Source organism: Pseudomonas gregormendelii (assembly GCF_017114825.1).
Classification (GTDB): Bacteria; Pseudomonadota; Gammaproteobacteria; order Pseudomonadales; family Pseudomonadaceae; genus Aquipseudomonas; species Aquipseudomonas gregormendelii.
Genome location: NZ_JADEVO010000055.1, coordinates 1 through 24602, shown reverse-complemented (window position 1 = coordinate 24602; position 24602 = coordinate 1). Strand labels below are relative to the sequence as shown.

Genomic DNA, 24602 nt, shown 5'->3' with positions numbered 1-24602 from the left:
GCCAGGCTTCGCCATTCTTGTGCTGGCAAAATAGGAAGTGGGCTAATTGCCACAGATGAAGAAATCGGGAGCATAGCTTCGGGGGATCAGATGGTGGCTTTGAATGTGGGGTTCATGGAGCGGATACAGTTGTTCTATATGGGGGCGTCGATTGTCAGTGGCATCGCGGCGGCATGGATCAGCCCGCGCAACATGGTGCGGCTGACGATGGCCTTGAGCCCGGCGCTCTTGGCGCTGGCCATCGCCACGCCGTGGGTGCTGCCGTTTGCGCTGTGCCTGGCGCTGGTTTCGGCCTGTGCGGTGTCGAACTGGAATGCCATTGCGGCGCTGGCCAGCGAGGTGATCCCGGCCTCCCACCGCAGCCGGGTGCTGGGGCTGGCATCTTCCGGGGCGGCGTTTGCGATTTGCCTCAACGGTTTGCTGATCGCCCTGCTCCAAGGGGTTTCCCTGACGCGCTTCTGGCTGATCTGCGCAGGCTTGACGCTCATTGTCACGCTGCTGACGTTCTGGACTCTGGCACCACTCAACGCGGATCCGCGCATGAAACCCACCAGCGCACCGTCGCTTAGCAGGGTGCTGCGGCAATGGTTTCAGCTGTGCCTTGAACATCCCGTGGCGCTGCATGTATTGCTGCTCAGTGGGTTTATCGGCGCTATCAGCGGACCCTTCCTGAACTTTCTCTCCGCGTTTGCCATTGACCGCCTGGGCGCCAACGCGCAGGTCACCGGGTCGTTGTGGACACTGATTGGTATTGGCGGGGTTGCAGGCGGTTTGCTGCTCGGCGCGCTGGCGGATCGCTGGGGCGCGCTGCGGGTCATGGCGCTGAGCATCAGCGCCTTCGGCATGGCGATGCTCGCCCTGCTCTGGCAACCAAGCCTGGGCCTGACCTGGCTCGCAGCGGGGCTGTTCGCACTGTTCTATTTCCCGATCTGGGGTTTGATTGCCGCCTACCTCAGTGCGCGATTAAGCCCGATGCAAAGCCTGCAAGTGGTGAGTCTGAGCATGGTCGGTTACGGCCTGGGAAGCGCCACCGCCAATTGGCTATGCGGCTGGCTGCTGCAAGCCTCCGGGCAGTTTGCCCTGGTGCATGGCTGGATCGCCTGCTGGGTCGCGGCCAGCCTGTTACTGCTGGGGTTGATGGCCCGCCGTCAATCCCGCGAGCCCGCGTTGGGCCAGCAGCTCCGAACGGCCCAACTCGCGGCAGAGAATGTCCACCAGTGCCCCGACGGCCAGTGCCTGAGACTGAGCCGAACGCCAGACCATCAACCGCGCCGGGTCGATCGGCGGAAAACCTTGGGCCTCATCGAGCACCTGCCAACCCGGCGGCACCAGCCGCCGCGCAGTGACGCCTACCGACTGCCCCTGTTCAATGGCAATCCCGATGCCGCGCGGGCTCTGACTGGTGTAAACCACATGCCAAGGCCGCCCGGCCTCGGCCAGCGCCCGCACCGCATTGGCCCGAAAGGCGCAGCCCTCGGCATACACCGCCAACGGCACCGATTCGTCCTTGCCAACGCACCAACCTTCAGCCGCCACCCAAACCAGCGGCTCGTCGCACAGGTATTCACCCGGCTGCAGATTGGCATGCTGCACACCCAGCACCAGATCCAGTTCACCGCGCTGCAAGCGGCTGACCAGCGCGGTCGACATCTCGCAACAAATGTCCGGGCGTACCTGGGGAAACTGCGCCTGAAAATCGCGCAACACATCGGCCAGGCAGAACTGCGCATAGTCCTCGGGCAGGCCGACGTGAATGCAAGACTGCTCGTCTGGCAGGTGCACGGCGTTGATCGCATCGGCGTGCAGCTTGAGGATCTGCCGGGCGTAAATCAGAAAGGTTTCGCCGCCGGGCGTCAGGCTTATCGAACGACTGGTGCGCTGGACCAACGGCGTGCCGACTATCTCTTCCAGGCGCTGCAAACTCTGGCTAACGGTCGATTGGGTTTTGTGCAGGCGCTCGGCCGCCGCAGAAAATCCGTGGCACTCGATAATCGCGACAAAGACTTTAAGTAAGCTTCCATCCAGTTCTCCTGACATAACTATCGCTCCTGCCGATGGATTCGATCACATCTTGTAATTTCCACTTCGCACCTCTTTAAGCAACTATCGATTTAACGCCAAACACTGTTAATTGAAAGTTTCAGGAGATGTGCATGAGCCTTCAACTTGCCGACGCCGAAGTGGGCGATATCAGCGACATAATTAATACCAAGTTGTACCCCATACATGATTCGGGCCATGTCCAGCTGCAGGCGCTGATCGAATACGCCCGTGCCGAACTGGCCGAGGACGGTTGCTGCCTGCTGAAGAACTTCCTGAGGCCCGAGGCGCTGCAACAGGCCCGTGTCGAAGGCCAGGCGCTGTCGGGCAAAACCTTTTACTCGGTGCGCAAGGTCAACGCCTACTTCACCGAAGACGACCCCGCCCTGCCCCAGGATGACCCGCGCCGCACATTCATGGAGCGCACCAGCGGTTTCGTCACCCGGGACATGATTGCCCCGGACGCAATCATTCATCGTCTGTACGTCTCGCCGATGATGAAGCGCTTTATCGGTGCCTGCCTCAATGAGCCGGAGATTTTCGAATACGCCGACCCGTTTGCCGGACTAGTGATCAATGTGATGCCACAAGGTACGGAGCAGCCCTGGCACTTCGATACCAACGAATTCATCGTCAGCATGATGACACAGAAGCCCGAGGCTGGCGGTCTGTTCGAGTACGCGCCAATGATCCGCACCCGCACCCAGGAAAACCTCGGCGCCGTCGGCAACGTGGTGCGCGGCGACGACCGCAGCCGCGTGCAGGAACTGGAACTCAACCCCGGCGACTTGCAGATTTTCAAGGGCCGCTTTTCTGTACACCGGGTAACCCGCGTCGAGGGCGCCACCGAGCGCAACACCGCAATCTTCGCCTACTCCGAAAAGCCCGGAATCATCGGCCGTGCCCAGCGCACCAAGCAGCTTTACGGACGCCTGTCCGAAGCCCACCTGCAAGCCGAACGCAACCTGGTGCGCAGCGACCAGTTGCTCGATTGATTCACCCAAAAATTCCTGGAAAAAACCAACCGTATTTGCCCTGCGAGGAACACCCATGAGTCTGTCCGGCCCTAACCGCAACCCCGCCGACTGCGAACCAACGCACGACGAGATCCAGCAGATCCAGCTCGACCGTTTGCAAAGGGTGCGTAATGAACTGAAAAAACGCGACTACGCCGCGTGCGTGCTGTTCGACCCGACGCATATGCGCTACGCCACCGGCTCGCGCAACATGCAGGTGTACTCAGCGCGCAACCCGGCACGTTACGCCTTCATCCCGGCAGAAGGCCCAGTGGTGGTCTTCGAGTTCGGCGGCTGTCTGCACCTGGCAGAACAGCTCAACACCGTCGATGAAGTGCGCCCGGCCAAAGCGATCTCCTATTACTTCTGCGACAGCTTCCTCAATAATGTCACCGCCGAATGGGCCGCTGAAATCGCAGAACTGGTGCTCAAGCACGGCGGCGGAAACAAACGCGTCGCCATCGAAAGCGCGACCTCGGCCGCTGCGTTCGAACTGCAAAAACTCGGCTATCAGATTTTCGACGCCCAGGAACCGCTGGAGCGAGCGCGCTGCATCAAAGTGCCGAACGAGTTGAAGATGATCCGCGCCAGCCTGCGTGCCACCGAGGCCGGCGTGCGCTTGATGGAAAGCAAGCTAGTGCCGGGCATCAGCGAAAACGAACTGTGGTCGCACCTGCACCAGCACGTGATCGCCACCGACGGCGACTACGTCGAAACCCGCCTGCTGTCCTCCGGCCCGCGCACCAATCCGTGGTTCCAGGAATGCAGCACCCGGCCCATCGAGACCGGTGACCTGGTGGCGCTGGACACCGACGTGGTCGGGCGTTTCGGCTACTACGCGGACTTTTCGCGGACCTTCCTTTGCGGCGTACAAGCCGCCACCGCCAAGCAACAGGAGCTTTACAAGCTGGCCTACGAGCAAGTGCAGACCAACATGGAAATGCTCAAGGCTGGCCGCAGCTTCAAGGAATACGCCGAGCTGGCGTGGCGAATCCCGGACAACTACAAGGCCAACCGCTATTTCGCCTTGGCCCACGGCGTCGGCATGACCGGTGAATACCCATACGTGGTGCACCGCGAGGACATTGATGCGCTGGGCTACGACGGTGTGTTCGAGGCCGGCATGACCATCTGCGTTGAAAGCTATATCGGCCACGACGAGGGCGGCGAAGGGGTCAAGCTCGAAGAGCAGATCTACATCCACGAAAACGGCATTGAACTGCTTTCCGACTACCCGTTCGATCCGCGGCTGATGCCGCGTTGAGTTGCCCCGGACGGTGCCATCACCTCCTTTGATACCGTCCGTTTCCCCCCTTGTTCCCACCTGGAACAAGGGCCGTTTTCGGCCATCGCGCAGTGTTTCGTACCTGCGCTTTCATCCGTCCGGCCTGTCTAGCTCAAGCGGCAGCCCTCCTTACGGTAAGTAACATGCATTTATCGAACGTTTCAGCGTTGAATTTATCGTTTGTCGATCTTTGCCCAGATGACAAAACTGCGAGCATCTCAAATAAAAACAACATGAGAGCAGCCCTATGTCCTATCCCGCCTTCGTCCTCCTGATTGCGTTGCGCCTTGTTCTTCTGCCGGCTTCACGCCTGTCACGCCTGCGCCTTCGCGCTGCTTGCCACTGACAGTTTCGGTTCATCGAAAACCGACCGCGTCTACCGCTCGCCTCATCTGCGGCCAGTCGAAAAACGCACTTTTGCACGTTATCGGAGAGGCATATGAAAGACTTAACGACACTGGACGGCGCCATGCCGCATCCAGCGGTAAACGACCTGTGCACCCAATTCAGAAGTGGCGAGATCAATCGTCGCCAGTTCCTGCGCACCGCTGCGCTGCTGGGTATCACCGCCGCCAGCGCCAGCACCTTCATCGGTTCCGCGCTGCTTGGCAACCCGGCCCACGCCGCCGATGCGGCGACGCCGCGCCAGGGCGGTAGCCTGCGGTTTGCCTGCGCCATCCAGGAAATCCAGGACCCGATGCTGATCACCTGGATCGAAGCGTCGAACCTGCTGCGCAACTCGCTGGAATTCCTGACCTGGGTCGATGCTGACAACATCACTCACCCGTACCTGGCCGAGAGCTGGAGCCCGTCCGAAGACCTCAAGACCTGGACGTTCAACCTGCGCCAGGACGTGAAGTGGAGTAACGGCGACACCTTCAACGTCGAGGACGTGCAGCACAACATCGAGCGCTGGATTGCCGCCGATTCCAAGTCGGTCAACCGTACGGCGTTCCAGGACATTACAGCCTTCGAAAAAGTCACTGACTTCCAGTTCCGCCTGGTGCTCAAGCGACCGATGCTGGCGATCCCGGAAATGCTCAACGCCTTCACTTGCGCCATCGTCCACCGCAGCTTCAAAGCCGGTGACGACTGGGCGAAAAATCCGCTCGGCACCGGGCCGTTCAAGCTGATGTCGTTCGCAGTCAACAAGCAGGCGACCTTCGCCAAGCGTGCCGATTACTGGCGCAAACCGGCCAACCTGGACGAGTTGCGTTACGTCGACATGGGCACCGACATCTCCACCCATCTCGCAGCGTTGCAGGCTGGGCAAGTAGACGTGCTGTATCGGGTAACCGTGGCCGAACTCGACCTGGCAAAACGCTTGCCGGGCGCGCAATTGCTCACCTGCAAATCCGCGCAAACCATCGTCATGCGCATGGCCTGCGACCAGAAACCATTCGATGACGCACGGATTCGTAAAGCCGTGGTGCTGTGCGCCGACAACGCGCAAATGCTTAAAATCGCCTATCGCGGTATGGGCACCCTGGGCGAGGACCATCATGTCGCCCCGTCCCACCCGGAATATTTTCCGTTGCCAAAACGTGCCCGTGACATCTCTGGCGCGAAGAAACTCCTCACCGAAGCGGGTCATCCGAACGGCATCGATATCGACCTGATCGTCGGTAACACCCAGGGCCGCTACGAACAGGACTGCGCGCAGATCCTGCAACAGAACTGCGCCGAGGCCGGCATTCGCATCAATCTCAAGGTGATTCCGGCCACTCAATACTGGCCTATCTGGGACAAAGCCGCGTTCAGCCTCACCTACTGGGCGCATCGCCCGCTCGGCGTGATGTCTTTGGAACTGGCCTACCGCAGCGGCGCGGCCTGGAACGAAAGCCATTACAGCGACCCGGCGTTCGACGCCGCGCTGGATAAAGCCATGGGCATCATCGACCCGAAACAACGGGCCATGGCCATGCAAAGCGTCGAGCAGATCCTGCAAGACGCCTGCGTCATGGTGCAGCCCTTCTGGGGCGACAAGTTCACCGCTGCGAGCAAGAAGGTCCAGGGCTTCCAGGTTCACCCATCAGACTTCTACCCGATGGATCAAGTCTGGTTGAGCGCCTGATTCAAGCGACCCGAACGAGCCCGCCCACTCAGTTGCGGCGGGCCGCCATCCCTTGATTAGCCGGAGCGTGCGAGCATGGCTGAATTTCTATTACGCAAGCTATTGGCGCTGGCGGCAACCTTGCTGTCAGTGTCAGTGATCGTGTTTTTGGCCCTGGAGCTGAACATCGAGGACGTCGCAATCAATGTCCTGGGCCCTTACTCCGCCGCCGACCAACGCGCCGCGTGGCTGGTGGAACACGGTTACAACCAACCCTTTATCTGGCGCTATCTGGTGTGGCTGAAGGACTTTCTCAGCGGCGACTGGGGCACCTCGGTGCACTTTCGTGAACCGGTGATTGACCTGCTTTTGCCCAACCTTGGGCAAACGCTGATCCTTGCTGGATTGGCGCTGCTGGTGATGGTGCCGGTGGCCCTGACCCTGGGCATTCTGGCCGGCATTCGCCAGGGCTCGGCGGTGGATCGGCTGGTGTCGTTTCTGTCGATTGTCACCACCTCGATTCCGGACTTCGCCAGCGCCGTGTTTGTCTCCGCGATCTTTGTGTTCTGGCTCAACTGGCTGCCGGGCGTGAGCAGCATGAGCGACGGCTTTAACGCCGTGGAACTCGCGTTGCCACTGATGGTGCTGTGCCTGTTCGGCATCGGTTATCTGGCACGAATTACTCGGGCCTCGATGGTCGAAGTGATGCAGGCGCCGTACATCCGCACCGCCCGCCTCAAAGGCGCGTCCACCTCACGCATCGTGCTGCGCCATGCGTTGCGCAACGTGCTGATAGCGCCGATCACCGTGATCATGTTGTACATCCCGTGGCTGCTGTCGAACGTGATCGTGGTCGAGGTGTTCTTCGCCTACAAAGGCTTTGGTTCGCTGCTCTACACCGCATCGCTGAACCATGACGTCTACCTGATCGAAGCCTGCGCGATGATCAGCGGCATCGTGGTGGGCGCGACCAAGATCTTCTCGGACCTGGCCTACACCTGGCTCAACCCGCGCATCACCTTGCGCAGTCTTGGCGGAGGTGGCCAATGAACTTCCTCAACTCGTTCAAACATCCCTTGGCGATGCTCGGTGTGCTGCTGGTCGGCGGCTGGGTGCTGATGGCGCTGTTCGCGCCGTGGCTGGCGCCCCACGACCCACTGGAAAGCTTCGCCCCGCTGCTGACGCCGATGACCTCCGATGGCAACGGAATGAACTTCCTGCTGGGCACCGACATGATCGGCCGGGACATTCTTTCGCGGCTGATCTGGGGCACGCGCACCGTGTTGTTCTGGTCGATCCTGGCGACCCTGACCGCGTTCGCCGTTGGCATCGCCATGGGCCTGTGCGCCGGCTACTTCAATGGCTGGGTCGATGCGCTGCTGTCGTATGTAGCCGACACGGTGCTGTCGTTCCCGGTGCTGGTGTTGTACATCGTGATCATCATCGCGCTCGGCGCTTCAGCGCTGAACATCCTGATTGCGGTGACCTTCACCAGCGCTCCGGCGATCTTCCGGATCATGCGCGCGCTGACCATCGACATCCGCTCCCGGGACTATGTGCTCAGCGCCATCACCCAGGGAGAGGGTTCGCTGCGGATCATGCTGGTGGAGATCCTGCCCAATTGCGGCGGCCCGCTGATCGTCGATTTCTGCCTGCGCATCGGCTACACCGCGATCATGATCGGTGCCCTCGGCTTCCTCGGCCTCGGCCTGCCGCCGCCAACCCCGGACTGGGGCGGCATGATCAATGAAGGCCGCAGCATGGCCATCGCCTTCCCGCACCTGGTGATCTTCCCGTGCATTGCCATCTCCACCCTGATGCTGGGCCTGAGCCTGTTAGCAGACGGTCTGGACGAACACGCCCAGAAAGGCACAAGGAGTTGAGCATGAGTCATCAGCAAGTATTGAGAGTAGAAAACCTTTCCATCGAATTGCCACTCGGCGCCGACCGCAGCCACGCCGTCAAAGGCATCAGCCTCGACGTGCGCAAGGGTGAAATACTCTGTGTGATCGGCGAATCCGGCTCCGGTAAATCGGTGCTCTCGGCAGCGATCATGGGCGACTACGCCAAGGGCCTGCGCCACAGCGAAGGCGTAATTGATTTTCTCGGTAACGACATCTGCCGCATGGACGAACCCGCCCTGCGCCAGTTGCGCGGTAACCGCATCGCAATGATTTTCCAGGAGCCGATGGCGGCGTTGAACCCGGCGATTCGCATTGGTCAGCAGGTCGAAGAAATCTTCGACATTCACGCACCGACCATGCCCGCTGCCGAGCGCCGGGGGCGTATGCTCGCCCTGCTCGATTCCACCCAGTTGCCCGACCCGCCACGGATCGCCAACAGCTTCCCGCATCAACTCTCCGGCGGCCAATGCCAGCGGGTAGTGATTGCCATGGCGCTGGCGATGAACCCGGATTTGTTGATTGCCGACGAACCGACCACCGCACTGGACGTCACCACTCAGGCCCAGGTGCTGAAGCTGGTGCGCGACCTGCGCGGTCGTGGTCAGCACGGCATTTTGTTCATCACCCATGACTTCGGCGTGGTGGCGGAAATCGCTGACCGCATCGCCGTGATGGAGGGCGGTGTGCTGGTGGAAATCGGTGAGCGCGATCAAGTATTGAATGCACCGAAACACCCGTACACCCGTAAGTTGATCGCCGCCGTGCCAGCGCTGCACCCCGAGTTGCACGCACCGTGCGCGGATGGCGAATTGGCGTTGCGCATCGAACACCTGACCAAGACTTACAACGTCGGGGGTCGGTTGGTGCCTGCGCTGAAGGATGTCTCGCTGCAACTGCCACGGGGCAAAACCCTGGCGATTGTTGGCGAATCAGGTTCGGGCAAGAGTACGCTGGTGAAAGCCGCGATTCGGCTGGTGGAAAGCGACAGCGGCCATGTATGGGTCGGCGATACGGACTTTCTCGCGTTGCGCGGCTCTGCGTTGGCGGCCAATCGGCGGCGTATCCAGATGATTTTCCAGGACCCCTACGGCTCGTTGAATCCGCGGCATCGGGTCGGCGACATCATCGCCCGCGCCGCGCAACTGCGTGGGTTGTCGGCCAAGGATGCCTGGACCGAAGCCGGCGACTTGCTGGAACAGGTCGGGCTCAAACGTGACGCCCTCAAGCGCAAGCCTCGGCAATTCTCCGGCGGCCAGCGCCAACGTATCGGCATCGCCCGCGCCCTGGCGATGCGCCCGGAAGTGTTGATCGCTGATGAAAGTGTCTCGGCGCTGGATGTCTCTGTGCAGAAACAGGTGTTGGAGCTGCTCGCCCAGCTGCAACAGCGCCTCAACCTGAGCATTTTGTTCATCACCCACGACCTGCGCGTCGCGGCGCAGATCAGCGACTACATCGCGGTGATGCGCCAGGGCGAAGTTGTGGAGTACGGCACGGCGCAGCAGGTGCTGTTGCAGCCGCAAAACACCTACACCCAAACCTTGCTGGCAGCAGCACCCGGCGCTTCGGCGATACCGGTAGCGCCTGCCGCTGAACCGACGCTGAGGCTGATCCGACCTCAGGCCAGCTGAGTCTATAACCCTTTCCCCAGGTCGCAGCGTTCGCTGCGGCATGGGTTGCTGTTACTCAATAAAAATCAGAAATCGGAGTATCACTGTGCGCACCACCCCCCCTCTTGCAGTCCATTGCCTCGCTCTCATTGCGCTGATCGGCGGCTTCGCGGCCCCGGCAATGGCGGTGCAGGTCACCGATAACCTCGACCTCGGCGGTGCCGTGCGGGCGCGTTGGGACTACGACCCGGATCGCGATATCCAGAAGTTTGGCCTGGACACGGTTTTCCTTAGCGCCAAGTACAACTCCGACACCTGGATCGGTGAGGCGCAATACCGTTTCTACGGACGCTCCTATCCTTACCAGTACACCAAGGACTACGGCGATATCCAATTCGCCAAGTTCGCCTGGGCCGGCTACAAGTTCAACCCCGACCAGCAAGTGCAAGTGGGCCTGAACACGGTGCCGTTCGGTTTGCAGCCGTACTTCGGCAGCACCTTCTACGAAACCCTGGGCAACGTCATCGGCCTGGAAGATGTGCAACAGGTTGGCGCCAAGTACATCCAGCAAAACGGCGACTGGAACATCCAGGCCGGCTACTACCTGCGCCCGGCGTGGCAAGGCAAGGGCACCAGTAAAGGCGTGACCTATTCCAGCGTGGTGTCCGGGGCCGACAGCTACGTGGTTGACGGCAGCGACAACCAGGAACGCCACACCCTGGTGCTGCGGGTGGCCAAGGCCCTGGACCTGGGGCCGTGGAAATCCGAAGTGGGGATCTCCGGCCTGACCTCGACCCTGGAAAACAAGGACACCGACAAAGATGGCCGACGCAACGCCGTGGCCGTGCACTACCTGGGCAAGAACGGCCCGTGGGGCGTGCAACTGCAAGCGGCGCGGCAGCAGATGTCGCCGCGTAATGCCGGCACCGATGAAGTGGTCACCCTGGGCGGATACGACGGCACCTACAACGTCGCCAGTCGCGGCAATTTGTACGTAGCCGACCTGAGCTACGACGTCAGCGGAAAATACGTGTTCGACCTGGTCAGCGGCGTGAAGCTGTACGCCAACTACAGTGCATTCGACAAATCCGCCGAGGAGTTCAAGACCTCGCAAAGGATGATCTTCGGCACCTCGTTTTCCTTCAGCAAACTGTGGATCGCGACGGAGTGGCTGTACGGCAAGAATGACCCGTATATCGGTGGTAGCAGCTATACCCAGAGCCTGGGCGCCGGTGGGACGGATCATTGGGAAAATCAGCTGTACATGAACATTGGGTATTACTTCTGATCCCGATTTTTGGGCGCTCCTGAAGGCCTCTTCGCTAGCAGGCCCGCTCCCATATTTGTACGCGGCCCACTGTGGGAGCGGGCTTGCTCGCGAAGACTTTAGCCCAAACAATACTTGCATCAGCCCCTGCCACAGGAGTCAGATACGCCCTACAAAACATTCGCCAAAAACAATAAACCTGCCCCCGTTCGGCGACAGGTATGGAGTCACCCTTTCATGCGTCAACTGCCCTCGCTCAACATGCTGCGTGTCTTTGAAGAAGTCGCGCGGCATCGCAGTTTCAGCCAGGCAGCCTTGGGATTGAACGTCACCCAAGGCGCGGTGAGTCGTCAAATCAAGCAGCTCGAAGACTACCTCGGCGTGGCGCTGTTCATCCGCACACCACAAGGCCTGTCCCTGACTGAAACCGGCCTCGCCCTCTCACCGCAACTGAGCGATGCCTTCGACCACATCGAACGTGCGCTGCAAGCGGTGCGCGTGCCCAACCTGCGCCAACGCCTGCGCATCGTCGCGCCACCGACCTGGGCCACTCGCTGGTTATCGGCGCACCTGCGCGCTTTTTGCCAACGCTACCCGGATATCAGCCTCAGCGTGACTAACCAAAGCGCCCACGACAGTTTCGCGGAAATCGACTGCCACATCCGCTTCGGCCTCGAAGCCGCGAGCCAGTGCAGCAGCCAGTTGCTGGTGATGGAACGGCACATGGCGGTGGCCAGCCCGGAGTTGTTCGTCAACGGCCAGCCGCCGGACTTGCGTCAGCTTCCACTGCTGCACATCCTGCACGACGGCAAGCGCTTGAGAGTTTGGGAGAATTGGTTGGCGGCAATGGGCCGTGACGATATCGATGCCGCTCAGGGGCTGGAATTCAGCACGCTGGATCAGGTGATTCACACGGCTCTGGCCGGTGGCGGGCTGGCGGTGATTGACCGGCAGATGATCGAGAAGGAACTGGCCAATGGCAGCCTGCTGCCGATCACTGCGGTGGAGGTGGTCGGGCCGTATGGGTATTGGCTGGATGTGGCGAATGACAAGCAGGGATTGTCGAAAGTGCGGTTGTTTGCGGATTGGTTGGGGTTGGTCAGCAATCCATAGAACACAGATGCCCCCTGTGGGAGCGAGCCTGCTCGCGAAAGCGCAGTGCCAGTCAACATAGATGTTGATTGTCACGCCGCCTTCGCGAGCAGGCTCGCTCCCACAGGGTATTGGTGGTCAGTTTTAGACCGGTGCCACGACCTTCACCGCAACAGGCGCGCCACCCTCAACCGGACTTTGCGCCTTGCATGCCTGGCTCAGCGTCAGGGATTTTGTCTCCGGTGCCCAGGCCCAGGAAATCATCGCACCAAGCGCCAAAATCGCCGCCAGAATTCCCATGGTAGGGCTCAACCCAATCCCCGCCACACTCACCGGCAACAGGAAGGTACTGACCGCCGAACCCAAACGGCTCACCGCCGTCGCAAGGCCAATCCCGCTGGCCCGCACTTCGGTCGGAAAGCTCTCGGCCGGGAACACGCCTACCAGGTTGCTCACCGCCGACAACACCAGCGTGAACACGCCGAACACCAGCACCATCAGGAACGCCGCACTGCCCGGCAACACTGCCAGCAGGAACAACGCTACCGCGAGGATGATGAACGAGTTGATCAGGAAGCCCCGCCGCGAAAACTTCACGGTGCACCAGATCCCGATCAATGCTCCGAGGATCAGCAGCATGTTCAGCATCAGCTCGGTGCCAAAGCCTTCCGCCAGGCCCATCTTCTGCAGAATCGACGGCAGGAAGGTATAAATCGCAAAATACGGCATCACGATGCAGACAAAGAACAGGCAGTTAAACGCCGTACGCTTGCGGTATTCGCGGCTGAACAGCACCGCGTAGCCGGAACGGGTTTCGGTAGAGCGGTTTTCGTCGAGTTCGACGTTGTCGCCCAGGTGTTTCTTGACGATCGCTCGTGCTTCGGTGATGCGCCCCTGATTCACCAGCCAACGCGGCGACTCGGGCGTACCGATACGCGCGATCAGAATCAACGCTGCCGGGATCGCCGCCGAGGCCAACATCCAGCGCCAGGCATCATCCCCCAGATTGAGCATCGCCGTGCCGACAAAGGTGGCGGCGACGTAGCCGAAGGTCCAGATCACGCTGAACGAACCGAGCAACACGCCCCGGTGTTTCTTCGGCGAAAACTCGGCCAGCATCGCGTGGCCGACGCTGAAGTCACCGCCCAGGCCGATGCCGATCAGCACCCGGCAGAGAAACAACTGCATCGCGGTTTCGGCGTAGAACTGCATCACCGAGGCAATCGTGATCAGCACAAAACTGACCAGGAAGATTTTCTGTCGGCCGACCCTGTCGGCGATCCAACCGAAGAACAGGCTGCCGAGAAACAGCCCGATCAGTGCCGAGGCGCCAATCAGGCCCTGCCAGAACGCATCGAGGTGCATTTGGGGGCTGAGCAGTGTGAACGCAATACCGATCAGGCCGAGAATGTAGCCGTCGGTGAAGTGCGCGCCGAAGGTCAGGCCGGCGATCTTGAGATGGAAGCGCCCGATGGGCAGGTCGTCGATCTTTATCGATTGAGCGGACATGTTCGTCTCCAGTTGTTGTTATTGACGGAGAAATGAAACCTGTGGGAGCGAGCTTGCTCGCGATGGCGGCCTTTCAGCCGATATCCATGTTGGATGTGCCGGCCCCATCGCGAACAAGCTCGCTCCCACAGGGTTTACCGCTGTTCTCTCTAGAGGCCGCCCATTAACAGGTATTTGATTTCCAGGTAGTCTTCCAGGCCGTACTTGGAACCCTCACGACCCAGGCCCGATTCTTTGATGCCGCCGAACGGCGCGACTTCCGTGGAAATGATCCCTTCGTTGATCCCGACCATGCCGGCTTCCAGGCCTTCGGCCATGCGCCACACGCGACCAATGTCACGGCTATAGAAGTAAGCCGACAATCCGTAGGGCGTGTCATTCGCCCGTTGCAATACTTCGGCTTCGTCCTTGAAGCGGAAGCATGCCGCCACCGGACCGAAAGTTTCATCCTGGGCGATCAGCATCTCGCTGTTCGCGTCGGTGAGGATGGTCGGCTCATAAAACGTGCCGCCCAGCGCATGTCGACGACCACCGCACAACAATGTGGCGCCCTTCTCCAGAGCATCACCGACATGCAGTTCAACCTTGGCCAATGCTGCGGCGTTGATCAGCGGACCTTGCTCGGTTTCACCGTCCAGCGCACTGCCGACGCGCATCGCGGCGACCGCTTCGGCGAGCTTGCCGGTAAAGGCTTCGTAAACGCCGTCCTGAATGAAGAAGCGGTTCACGCAAACACAGGTCTGCCCTGTGTTGCGGAACTTCGAAGCCATGGCGCCTTTGACGGCGGCGTCCAGATCGGCGTCGTCGAACACAATGAACGGTGCATTGCCACCCAGTTCCAGCGAGACCTTTTTCAAGGTCTCGGCAGCTTGGCGCATCAGCAATTTTCCGGTGCGGGTCGAGCCGGTGAACGACAGTTTGCGCACAACGCTGGAGGCTTGCAGCGCCCCGCCAATCGCCACCGCATCACCTGAGATGATATTGAACACTCCGGCCGGAATGCCCGCCTGCTCGGCCAGCACCGCCAGGGCGAACGCTGACAGCGGGGTTTCTTCCGAGGGTTTGAGAATCATCGTGCAACCCGCCGCCAACGCCGGGCCGACCTTGCGGGTGACCATGGCCAACGGGAAGTTCCACGGAGTGATCGCCGCGACTACACCGATGGCTTCCTTGACCACGATGATGCGTGAGTCGGCCTTGTGGCTCGGGATCACATCGCCGTAAGCGCGCTTGGCCTCTTCGGCGAACCACTCCAGGAAGCTTGCGGCGTAGACCACTTCGCCCATGGCTTCGGCCAACGGCTTGCCCTGTTCGCGACTGAGCAAGGTGGCCAAGTCCTTCTGGTTGCTCAACATCAACTCGCTCCAGCGCTTGAGGCGCTGGCTGCGTTCCTTGGCGGTCAACTTGCGCCAGGCCGGCAAGGCACGATTGGCGGCCGCGATGGCCAGGTTGGTTTCTTCGGCGCCGGCCTTCTGCACCTCGGCGATGAGTTCGCCGTTGGCCGGGTTGAGTACCGGATAAGTCACACCACCGCTGGACCATTGGCCGTCGATGAAATTGCCGTTACGGATCAGCGCGCTCATGCCACAGCCTCGGTCAGATTGAAGCGCTCCAGCCCCGGACGGGCCGAGCGCAGGATGCGTTTGCCAGCGGTGTAATCGTTGATCACATCGCACGGGGTGTAGTTGCGTTCCAGCTCATACAGTTCTTCGGCATCGAATTTGGTTTCCAGCGCCGCCAGGGCACTGTCGAACTGTGCGGTGGTGTCAGCGCCCACCAGCATGCAATCGACACCAGGATGGTTGGCGACCCAAGCCTGGGCGATCTGCGCGTTCGACACGCCACGGGCACGGGCGACGCGTTGTACCGAATGAGCAATCTCGAACGAGGCTTCGTCGCTGTACATCTGCTGGGTGAAGAAGTCGGTCTGGTTGCGGGTCGACTGCACATCGCCGGTCAGCAACCCACGGGCCAGCGGGCTGAACACCGAGACACCCAGGCCCTGATCGCGGCAGAACGGGATCATCTCGCGCTCTTCTTCGCGGTAGGCGCAGTTCAGTTGCAGCTGCATGTTGATCGGCTTGACCCAACCATTGCGTTCGCAAGCCATCAGGATCTTCGCCAGTTGCCCGGTGAGCATGGTTGACACGCCGATGTAACGGGCCTTGCCGGAGCGCACGATGTCGTTCATCGCGCTCATGGTTTCTTCAACCGGGGTATTCACGTCGAAGTAATGCAGCATGAACACATCGACGTAATCCATGTTCAGACGTTTCAGCGAGGCGTCAATGCTGTCCATGATGTGCTTTCGCGAATGCCCACTGGCATTGATGCCGTTGCGGGTGCCGTAGCCGACTTTGGTGGTGATCACCAGGTCTTCACGCCGAGCCAGGCGCTTGACGATACGCCCCACCACCTCTTCGCCGACGCCAGCGGAATAGAAGTCCGCCAGGTCGATGAAATTCACCCCGTTGTCCAGGGCGTGAGCGACGATCGGCTCACTTTGCTTCTCATCAAAAATCCACGGTTTCCAGTCCGGGGTACCCATGTTCATAGTGCCCAGGCACAGGCGGGAGACTTGCAGGCCGGAGTTACCCAAACGAATGTATTGCATGGCGCAGACCTCAGACTTTTGGGGTGTAGAAAGGGTTGCTGATGTGATCGACCACATCCGCCAGTTGCGCGGTCTCCGGCTTGCCGGTCAAGGCTGCGCGGATCGCGGTGCGGCAGGCGTTGTAGTTGTTCAAGTACACGGCATCAAGGTCATCGCAGGCCGGGTTGACCCAGTTAGCAGTAACGATGGCCCATTCGTCTTCGGCCTCTGGCGGCAAGGTGCCGTCCAGCAGGGCTTCCAGAACAGCCTTGGCGATCCCGGCCTGGGACGCGCCCCAAGTGGCGTTGCCGTGCATGTCGCTGCTGATCGCGGCTTTGTTGACGTAAAGGGTCATCGGCTTGACCGGAATGTTCGGCTGGGCGATCACCATGAATGGGCAATGCCCTTGGCTTGGCGACGCCAGGCTATTGGCAAATGCCTGTCCCGCCGGCCCGTTGCGCGGCCCGATCAGAATGTTGATGTGCGCGGCGTTCACGCCAGGGCCTTCGAAACCTTCACCGATGTACAGGTCGAGTTCTTTCATCAGTCATTACTCTTTTTGGATTTTTTGGGTGATCAGAAGCGCACGCGGATCGTGAAGACCGAGGGGCGGATATCGGGGTTCGAAGAGCGCAGCACAGCGCTGGCGAGGACGCGGCGGTAAGGATCAGTCATGGTTGCAAACGCTCTTTTTTGTTGTTGATGAGCTGTGTTTGCGATTTTTTAACACTGGGGATTCGAGGGGCTGTAACCATTAAAAGTAATGGGGGCATGAGTTCTGGTCATACCCGGCAAAACTCAAGGGCGAATCAAGCCGAAAACTTGGTGCTCGGTAAAACTGTGCGGGTAAAAGGAGGGAATTGGATCGGGTCAGGATTGGTGAAAGTCGCAGGGTAAAAACTGTACCCGTTCAGATTTCCAGCCCGCTGAAATGTCGAAAATTAGCATAGCGGGCTATGGTTAAGGCTCGGGCATATAACAAGCCTGAGGAGAAGATCATGACCAATATTGATTCAGATCCCGAAAATCTTTAACCCTCCAGGCGTACGGCGACAGCTTTACACCATTCTCTTGCAACGTTCGTGGAATCAGGTCGCCATTTGGACGCAGTATTATCGATGACACAATAACGCCAGGATAGTCATTCAGTCGTTTCTTGAATGCGGATGTAGTCAGATCAGGTGTAGGAGGATTGCTTTTATTAGCCAGTGGTCCTGTCCTCTTGATATCTACTCCGTGGCACATGGAACATCTCTGCGAATAGAGATTTTTTCCATTGGCATTATCCGCGAAGGACAGTGATGTTTGAGTTAGCGATAAAATTCCTAGTGAAGCGATTAATAATGTTTCCACTCTCATTTTTGATGTGGCCTTCGTTGTACAAATCAGAGCTGTAGACACCCATCCGCGAGCACTCACGCCCTCCGCGTCACGTGAAAAGCCCAAGAACCCGCCCGACCCTGGCCTAGCAATCCATGCATGGTAAAGAGCCAGAGTCAGGCAGGTGGTCAAATCCTAGCAGATTGGATCCAAAACAGCATTTGGACTTTTTAGGTAGTGCGGTACGCAACGATTTCTACTCGCTCGCCCTTCGAAGCTGCGGCAAAATTTCTCGGCCAACTTCATCCGGCGCAAGCTCAAGTGAATCGGGCTCCCGCCAATGGAGGCTGCTGAAAGGACTTGATATAGCGGATGAAGCTGACGCCTTGGTGACATTGTCCGGCATGGCGGTCTTGAAGCTGCCGCCGCCCACGAAGGCGATTACCGAATGGATTTGCCCGGGCGGAACGCCTAGCAGCGCTTCTAGCGCCTTCAAGTACTTGTAATTCTGCCGCAGAGGGTTCTGGAACCTTAAGCGATGCCGGAAAATCTGCTGTGTCTACTGGGCCTGGCGCTCACCTCGGAAAATCGTACGTCCGGCCAGGTCATCTACCCAGCACCGCAAAGGTGATTAAAGCTGTGGTTTATGACTTCGGCCCGAGCCGGGCCGGTGAGCATGCGCGTAACTTCCTCGGCACGTGCCAATCGTCACGTATGAATGGGCACGATCCGTATGCCTACCTCAAAGAGGTGCTAACGCGACTGCCGGCGCAGCGGGCGAGTGAGATTGAACGACTGCTGCCGCATCGGTGGGTATCTGCCTGAGTCATGCAAGGTAACTTCGGCGGACGCTTATAGATCCCCGAAGCTTCGTGCGTGTCTAGAAACCCGGGGGCGATTCACCACATTTGGAAGCGGAAAGTGGCAGCAGCGGCCTTACAAAACTACAGCTTCGTCACAAAAGTCCGCGCCTGATACAGCGCAAAGCTGCTAAGCACGATAATAAGGGCGACTGCGAGCATGTCGGCCCCCGGAAAACCCCAGAATTCAGACATAGTGCTTCCTTATTGATAATAGTAAGTAGCAACAACCATCAGGCCAGCGCAGTGTCGCGCATGCGTTGACGACCAAAGTCGTTAACCCTGAATTTGAACAGCACTCGGCCGGCACCAAAATAGGCCTGATCATCTAGCTTCTCCTCAACACTTTCGATGATGCCGCTGGAGAACAGGTCCGTCAGGGTGACACGGGTGTTACCGCGCCAGTAGGCACCGCTAATACCGTACTCACTCATCAGCGTATCGGTGATTTGCCAGTCCCAGATACCGACGTCCTGCTGATCGTTGATCAACTGGAGAATGCGGCCCTTCATATGCAGTTTATTCATGGCTTGCTCCCATCATCACGAGGTAACTGCATCAGCGGCAGTGCCAGTTTTTTTGCGGTCGGTTGATACGGCGCGCACGACTTCGAGCACCTCATCACTTTCGGTGAACATCACAAACCCGCCCGCCACAAACAGCACCAAACCTGCCAGGAAGTTCCACTCGGGAAACTTCAGCGTGAAGGCGGCGAGGAAGATCACCGCAAACAAACCATACAGCGCGGCAATAGCTTGCCCGCGGCCGACGCCAATCAGTGGGAACGACTTGTACCAAGAGACGTAGCAGAAGGCGAAAGTCACGCCCGCTAACGTCAGCCAGCCGATGGCGGCCCAATTGAATGTGGCGACCACGAGTTCGACTACCGGCTGATCGGTAAACAAATAGATGGCAGGCAAAATCAGTGCGACCCAATACAGCACTTCAGCGGTAAAACGCACTGTAATGCCTACATCCGGGTCGGCAACATCGAGCCCGCGACCGGCGATTGCACCCTCTACACCCCAGCCAATAGCAGCCATTGCACCGCCGACATAACCCAGCCAGCCGGTGTCACCGGTGCCGGTGATTTCAGCAATGATGCCGGGTGCATACACCGTCACACCGCCGGCTAAGATGATGAAAATACCCACAGCTGCACGCAGGGTGATTTTCTCCTGGTACCAGAGCCTGGCCAGCGTTGCGCCGATGACGGGGTACATCAATGCAGAAATCGCCGCGAAGGCCCCGCCGATATAACCGATCGCCAAATACGAGCCAAAGATGGCCATCGGGCCGCCAAAGATGGCGCCGATGAAGAACCACTTAGAGATGTAACGCATCTGTTTGATGGTGCGAACGTACTCGCCCCACTTGCCCAGTACCCCGTTCCAAACGAACAAGAAGAACAACACGGCAACGGCGTTGAAGGTGGTCAACACGGCTGCCGCCAACAGGAACTCGGCATTGGTGTCGTACTTCAGGTCTACATAAGGCGCTTCGAACCAAACAGCGGAGCCTGGCACGTACCAAGCCCCCCAGAGCACGGCGCACCACAACGCCCACGTGAAACCCCAGCGGATGCTGCTGGTGGTAAAGCGCGACCGCGCCTGGCTCAGGCTTGGCTGATTCATGTAGATACCTTTGCTGGCTTCGATTGCTTGCCGTGCAGGAAGGCTTCTAGTGAATCGTCCATCGCATCCATCCACGGCGTGTGATGCACGGGCGCCATGGTGCCGGTCAGCGTGGAGCGGTAGCTTTTATTGCGATAGCCGAGGATGTCCGCTGCTTTGTGATGCTCCCACTCCTTGAAAATATCAGACACGGCGAGAACATCGAAGGGTGGGTAATCGGTCGACTCAAGCAGGTCGAGTATGTAGGCACCCTGATAGTCGATGGCTTCAAAGGGATCAGCCACTTGCTCTTCGCGGGCCACCCATTCACGGGTGTCGCTGGCCATGGCTTGTTCTGCTGGCAGCTTGATACGACCCAGCATAATGTCCCGGGCATACCAGGCCTGGGCATCGAACATGTTGAAGGTGTAGTACTGATCCTGCATGCCGAGGAACATTAGCTTCGGATTAGCCAAAGACACGATGCCTTTGTACAAACCTTCCGGGTACAGCCGGTTGTGCGTGGTCAGCGTCAGCTCGTTGGGCAGAAACGGGAAGTGATGCCGATACCCGGTGCACAGGATGATCGCGTCGACCTCTTTGCTGGTGCCATCCTTAAAATGTGCGGTCTTGCCGACCACACGGGTGAGCAACGGTACTTCGGCGAAGGACTCTGGCCAATCAAAGCCCATAGGCTTGGTGCGATAGCTGAAAGTAACCGACTTGGCGCCGTACTTGTGGCACTGCGTGCCGATGTCTTCTGCCGAGTAACTGCTGCCAACCAGCAGCAAGTTTTTGCCTTGGAACTCGCACGCATCGCGGAAATCATGGGCGTGCAATACGCGACCGGGAAACTGCTCCAAGCCTTCGAAGTAAGGCGCGTTGGGCGTCGAAAAGTGTCCCGTGGCAACGATTACGTGATCGAATTCTTCGGTGATCAGTTGGTCTTGGTTGAGGTCGCGCACGGTGACTGCGAACTTGCTGGTGCTCTCGTCATAGGCAACCCAGTGCACCGCTGTATTGAAGCGGATGTGCTGGCGCACGTTGCTTTTGGCTACGCGGCCGATGATGTAGTCACGCAACACGGCGCGTGGCGGATAGGAAGGAATCGGCCGGCCGAAGTGTTCTTCGAAGCTGTAATTGGCGAACTCCAGGCATTCCTTGGGGCCGTTTGACCAGAGATACCGGTACATGCTGCCATGGACGGGCTCGCCATACAGATCCAAACCAGTGCGCCAGGTGTAATTCCACATACCGCCCCAGTCACTCTGCTTTTCGTAACAAACGATCTCGGGGGATTCAGCGTCGTCGCAATGGGCGGCTTCGAAAGCACGTAACTGTGCCAAGCCGCTAGGGCCGGCGCCAAGAATGGCAACTCTAAAAGTCATAAAGACTCCTTCCTTCAGGCGCTTCATCGCACGCGGGATCTTGGCCCAAGCGACGACTGAACGCGGAAAAGAGTGACGCTCGTACCGGTATCGGTCGGGCCATCAAGCTCTGAGTGATGCGCACTAAAATCGGCTTAACCGATGGCGCGATGTGATGAAGGCTGCATCTGTCGGTGAAACAGAAGGCCGGGGGTGGGCAGGCCACCAATGAAGCGAAGGTTCTCGAGAAAACGCTGGAAGGCAGCGTTCGATCCGGTCAAACAGGAGAAAAAGTGCTTGAAACCGTTCACAACGTTAACACAGCTGACGTAGGGATAAGCCTTTTTCCTGCAAATAACCATTGATGATGGTGAAGATCGCATGGGCCAATTTATGTATTTCCAGCAGGAGCCGAAGGTCATGATCGTGGGTGACGGCACCGCGCAGATCATGAAAAATATCATTGCCCGTGAGTTTGTCCCCCATTGACGCCCTGCCTGCTCTACCAGGCCGGGCGCTCATGCAACCGCGCTTGACCTCACGGAGCCGACAAGGAGCATCCATGAACAACAGCGACACCCGATCCGTCCCCAACAGGTTGTTTTTCCGGTTGTTCCAGACCGGCAACGTCCTGCAAAGGCAGGTCCAGAAAGAAATGGGCATCAGCACGGTGCAATGGGCCGTGCTTGGCGCACTTTCACGCCAAGGCTATGAAGGCGGTATCTCGTTCTTTGAACTGACCGAGTACCTGGTCGTCAGCCGACAAAGCCTGGACGGAGTGCTCAAGCGCATGGAGCGCGACAACCATGTGCTGCGCGTGCCGCACCCGGACGACGGGCGCGCGCGCCTGGTGCAATTGACTGACACCGGAAAGGCGTTCTGGGATTCATTGCAGGAGCGGATCCAGACGTTTTACGAGCAGGGCCTGAAAAGCTTCAGTTTCGACGACGGCATCAGCCTGCTGCATTTTCTCAACAAACTACAAGACGACATGGCGGCCATATCGCTCGGCTACGAGCAGCAAGACGACGAGGCGCAATAGGCTGACCCCATCCTTCCTGCCCTCGCCGAAGCGTCACTGTTCATGAAAACCTGAAAGCCCCTGTGCGGGGCTGCTGAACAACAACTACTCACAGCAGGCAGGAACTTCTCATCATGCGTACAGCCAATCCCGTCACCGGGCATCTGGCCGGGCCGACTCGTGCCCGGTATTTCTTGAAAGTCCCTTTTGTCTCGGCGTTATTGCTCACCACCCAGGCCCAGGCGGACCTGCTCGGCGACAGTCATCTGAGCTTGGAAACACGCAATTTCTACATGAACCGCGACTACCGCGATGCGGGTCTGTTTGATGGCCCGCGCCATGACGGGAAACCGCAAAGCAAAGCTGAAGACTGGGCACAAGGCTTCATCCTGCGCGGCAATTCGGGATTCACCGAAGGGACGGTTGGTGTAGGCCTGGATGTACTGGGGCTGGTCGGCGTCAAGCTCGACTCCGGTGGCGGCAGCAGCGGGACCGGCGTGCTGCAGCGCAATCAACGGACCGGCGAACCCGTCGATGAGTACAGCTTCCTGGCACCGACCGCCAAGCTCAAGGTCGCCAAGACCCTGGTTACCCTCGGCGACCACGAACCGGTGATGCCGGTACTGTTTCGCAATGACACGCGCCTGCTGCCACAAACCTATCGGGGTGGCCAGGTCGTCTCCACCGACATTCAGAACCTGAGCCTCACTGCCGGGCAATTTCGCCAGGCCCATCAGCGCGACTCGTCCGACTACGAAGACCTGCGCATGGCGGCCGACGGTTCCACCGGCGGCGTGCCCACCGACCGCTTCAACTATGGCGGAGTGACCTACGCCTTCCTGCCCAACCTAAGTGCTACGTTTTATCGTGCCGAACTGAAGGACAACTACAGCCAGAATGCCGCCAGTCTTCTGTACAAGACGCCTTTAAGCGAAAGCGTCAACTTGAAGGCCGACCTGCGCTACTTCGGCAGCGCTGATGAGGGCCGGACCAACGTCGATAACCGCTACCTGGGCAGCATGTTCACCTTGAGCAGCCGCGGCCACTCCCTGGGCCTGGGCTATCAGAACCAGAGCGGCGACACTGGCCTGCCCTACCTGTTGGTCGCCGACCCATGGGCCTTGAACAACGGCACTTACCAGCCCTTCGTCCGCGCCAAAGAAGACTCATGGCAACTGCGTTATGACTTTGACTTTGCCGTCCTGGGCATCCCCGGGCTCACCCTGATGACCCGCTACATGCGAGGCGATGATTTCGATATTCGAGGGGTTGCCGCCAAAGAGTGGGAGCGTAATACCGACATCGGCTACGTGATCCAGAGTGGGCCTTTACGAAACCTGAGCCTGCGCTGGCGCAACGTCACTTATCGCGGAAGCGAAACGACGGATGTCGACGAAAATCGCCTGATCGTCGCTTACACGTTCAAGTTCTGGTAATCCGTTAGGGTATTGGTCTTCGCCAATTGTCCCTGAATTGGATTCAGACTGCGTGGCATCACCATAGCCCAGGTACGGATATACCTGGGTTGTGCCACCGCGACGTCGAGGGCCTGCTTCAATTGCTGCCCTTCGCGACAGGCAAGAGTCGGCCAAAAGCAATGGGATGGACTCTTCCTCACTTCGGCATCTTGAGTGCCAGACTGAAGGTGCGAACCACAGTCAGCTGGCCTAAACGGACGCTGCCTGCACGCGGGTTTGCCCGTAGAGCTCAACCGTCGCCGCCGAGCCACAGCACAGGATGTAGCGTCTCGGGTAACTGGATCACGGCCTCGCGGTGCCCTGAATGGGCAACGCGTACCACCATTTGTCCCGCGCAAACCATGTCTTGCGTGAGGAAACAGGGTGAAGGAAAAAAAGGCTGCAGGTGCAGCCTCAAGGATGGGGGCAGAGATGACTAAGCATCACTCATGTTTTCTTATAGAGGGCGGCGGTGTTGGCGCTGATTGAAAACTGACCCACCCTGCCGATTGAAAATTGACCCAGGACGGATTGCTGATTTCTGTCCCAGCAATTGTGGATAAGTTTAGCAGCAGTGCTCCGGTTCGAGACGCATCAA

The 24602-nt window shown here is 59.1% G+C and carries 19 protein-coding genes and 4 pseudogenes; 12 read left to right on the top strand and 11 right to left on the bottom strand.

Translation table 11 applies throughout. The features are described from left to right. Nucleotides 1-123: 123 nt before the first annotated feature. A pseudogene (locus IMW75_RS27095) lies at nt 124-1176 on the top strand (MFS transporter); the annotation flags it as partial. Here IMW75_RS27095 and IMW75_RS24980 read toward each other — a convergent pair. Continuing rightward, complete coding sequence (locus IMW75_RS24980; protein WP_205894065.1) at nt 1123-2037, bottom strand: LysR substrate-binding domain-containing protein; 915 nt, start codon at nt 2035-2037, stop codon at nt 1123-1125. The pseudogene IMW75_RS27095 and the gene IMW75_RS24980 overlap by 54 nt on opposite strands. A 116-nt stretch (nt 2038-2153) precedes the next feature. Between IMW75_RS24980 and IMW75_RS24975 the strand changes: the two genes are divergently transcribed. The 8 genes from IMW75_RS24975 to IMW75_RS24940 all read left to right on the top strand — a co-directional run bounded on the left by IMW75_RS24975 (nt 2154) and on the right by IMW75_RS24940 (nt 12285). Further along, complete coding sequence (locus IMW75_RS24975) at nt 2154-3035, top strand: HalD/BesD family halogenase (RefSeq protein WP_205894064.1); 882 nt, start codon at nt 2154-2156, stop codon at nt 3033-3035. Between the two features lie 55 nt (nt 3036-3090). After that, entirely contained in the window at nt 3091-4320 is a 1230-nt protein-coding gene (locus tag IMW75_RS24970) for a M24 family metallopeptidase (RefSeq protein ID WP_205894063.1), read from the top strand. Between the two features lie 460 nt (nt 4321-4780). Beyond that, nucleotides 4781-6415: an ABC transporter substrate-binding protein gene (locus IMW75_RS24965; RefSeq protein ID WP_205894062.1), complete on the top strand. Its 1635-nt coding sequence runs from the start codon at nt 4781-4783 to the stop codon at nt 6413-6415. 75 nt (nt 6416-6490) lie between these two features. After that, a complete protein-coding gene (locus IMW75_RS24960; RefSeq protein WP_205894061.1) occupies nt 6491-7444 on the top strand; it encodes an ABC transporter permease in 954 nt (317 codons plus the stop codon). Beyond that, nucleotides 7441-8277, top strand: coding sequence for an ABC transporter permease (locus IMW75_RS24955; RefSeq protein ID WP_205894060.1), 837 nt, complete (start codon nt 7441-7443; stop codon nt 8275-8277). Before IMW75_RS24960 ends, IMW75_RS24955 begins: the two co-directional genes overlap by 4 nt. Before the next feature lie 2 nt (nt 8278-8279). Then, a complete protein-coding gene (locus IMW75_RS24950; RefSeq protein ID WP_205894059.1) occupies nt 8280-9926 on the top strand; it encodes a dipeptide ABC transporter ATP-binding protein in 1647 nt (548 codons plus the stop codon). 160 nt (nt 9927-10086) lie between these two features. After that, nucleotides 10087-11193 carry a hypothetical protein gene (locus tag IMW75_RS24945; protein ID WP_237142332.1) on the top strand — a complete coding sequence of 369 codons (1107 nt, stop codon included), beginning with the start codon at nt 10087-10089 and terminating at the stop codon, nt 11191-11193. A gap of 216 nt (nt 11194-11409) precedes the next feature. Next, a complete protein-coding gene (locus tag IMW75_RS24940) occupies nt 11410-12285 on the top strand; it encodes a LysR substrate-binding domain-containing protein (protein ID WP_205894057.1) in 876 nt (291 codons plus the stop codon). A gap of 123 nt (nt 12286-12408) precedes the next feature. Here IMW75_RS24940 and IMW75_RS24935 read toward each other — a convergent pair whose 3' ends face one another. From IMW75_RS24935 to IMW75_RS27085, 6 genes and pseudogenes are all read right to left on the bottom strand, one after another. Beyond that, entirely contained in the window at nt 12409-13773 is a 1365-nt protein-coding gene (locus tag IMW75_RS24935; RefSeq protein ID WP_205894056.1) for an MFS transporter, read from the bottom strand. 149 nt (nt 13774-13922) lie between these two features. Beyond that, complete coding sequence (locus tag IMW75_RS24930; protein ID WP_205894055.1) at nt 13923-15356, bottom strand: NAD-dependent succinate-semialdehyde dehydrogenase; 1434 nt, start codon at nt 15354-15356, stop codon at nt 13923-13925. Further along, the gene (locus IMW75_RS24925) at nt 15353-16387 is read right to left on the bottom strand and encodes an aldo/keto reductase (RefSeq protein WP_122838341.1); all 1035 of its coding nucleotides are present in this window, start codon (nt 16385-16387) and stop codon (nt 15353-15355) included. The genes IMW75_RS24930 and IMW75_RS24925 overlap by 4 nt, the downstream gene beginning before the upstream one ends. 10 nt (nt 16388-16397) lie before the next feature. Further along, entirely contained in the window at nt 16398-16910 is a 513-nt protein-coding gene (gene fae, locus IMW75_RS24920; protein WP_205894054.1) for a formaldehyde-activating enzyme, read from the bottom strand. 452 nt (nt 16911-17362) lie between these two features. Then, the gene (locus IMW75_RS27090; RefSeq protein ID WP_237142331.1) at nt 17363-17725 is read right to left on the bottom strand and encodes a c-type cytochrome; all 363 of its coding nucleotides are present in this window, start codon (nt 17723-17725) and stop codon (nt 17363-17365) included. 290 nt (nt 17726-18015) lie between these two features. Further along, nucleotides 18016-18275 (bottom strand): annotated as a pseudogene (locus IMW75_RS27085) (nuclease-related domain-containing protein); the annotation flags it as partial. Nucleotides 18276-18340: 65 nt separating this feature from the next. Between IMW75_RS27085 and IMW75_RS24915 the strand changes: the two are divergent. Continuing rightward, nucleotides 18341-18511 (top strand): annotated as a pseudogene (locus IMW75_RS24915) (transposase domain-containing protein); the annotation flags it as partial. Nucleotides 18512-18779: 268 nt separating this feature from the next. Here IMW75_RS24915 and IMW75_RS24910 read toward each other — a convergent pair. From IMW75_RS24910 to IMW75_RS24900, 3 genes are read right to left on the bottom strand one after another with little or no spacing between them, the layout of a single operon-like run. Beyond that, nucleotides 18780-19073 (bottom strand): hypothetical protein, encoded by a 294-nt coding sequence (locus IMW75_RS24910; RefSeq protein WP_045060703.1) that lies wholly within the window; start codon nt 19071-19073, stop codon nt 18780-18782. Nucleotides 19074-19088: 15 nt separating this feature from the next. After that, nucleotides 19089-20180 carry a DMT family transporter gene (locus IMW75_RS24905; RefSeq protein ID WP_205894053.1) on the bottom strand — a complete coding sequence of 364 codons (1092 nt, stop codon included), beginning with the start codon at nt 20178-20180 and terminating at the stop codon, nt 19089-19091. Continuing rightward, entirely contained in the window at nt 20177-21547 is a 1371-nt protein-coding gene (locus IMW75_RS24900; protein ID WP_045060701.1) for a flavin-containing monooxygenase, read from the bottom strand. Before IMW75_RS24900 ends, IMW75_RS24905 begins: the two co-directional genes overlap by 4 nt. A 541-nt stretch (nt 21548-22088) precedes the next feature. On the opposite strand from IMW75_RS24900, the gene IMW75_RS24895 reads away from it, so the two are divergent. Further along, a complete protein-coding gene (locus IMW75_RS24895) occupies nt 22089-22568 on the top strand; it encodes a MarR family winged helix-turn-helix transcriptional regulator (RefSeq protein ID WP_205894052.1) in 480 nt (159 codons plus the stop codon). Nucleotides 22569-22681: 113 nt separating this feature from the next. Beyond that, nucleotides 22682-23983, top strand: coding sequence for an OprD family porin (locus IMW75_RS24890; protein WP_052673004.1), 1302 nt, complete (start codon nt 22682-22684; stop codon nt 23981-23983). 261 nt (nt 23984-24244) lie between these two features. Here the strand turns inward: IMW75_RS24890 and IMW75_RS27460 are convergent. Then, nucleotides 24245-24368, bottom strand: a pseudogene (locus IMW75_RS27460) (efflux RND transporter periplasmic adaptor subunit); the annotation flags it as partial. Nucleotides 24369-24602 lie beyond the last annotated feature (234 nt).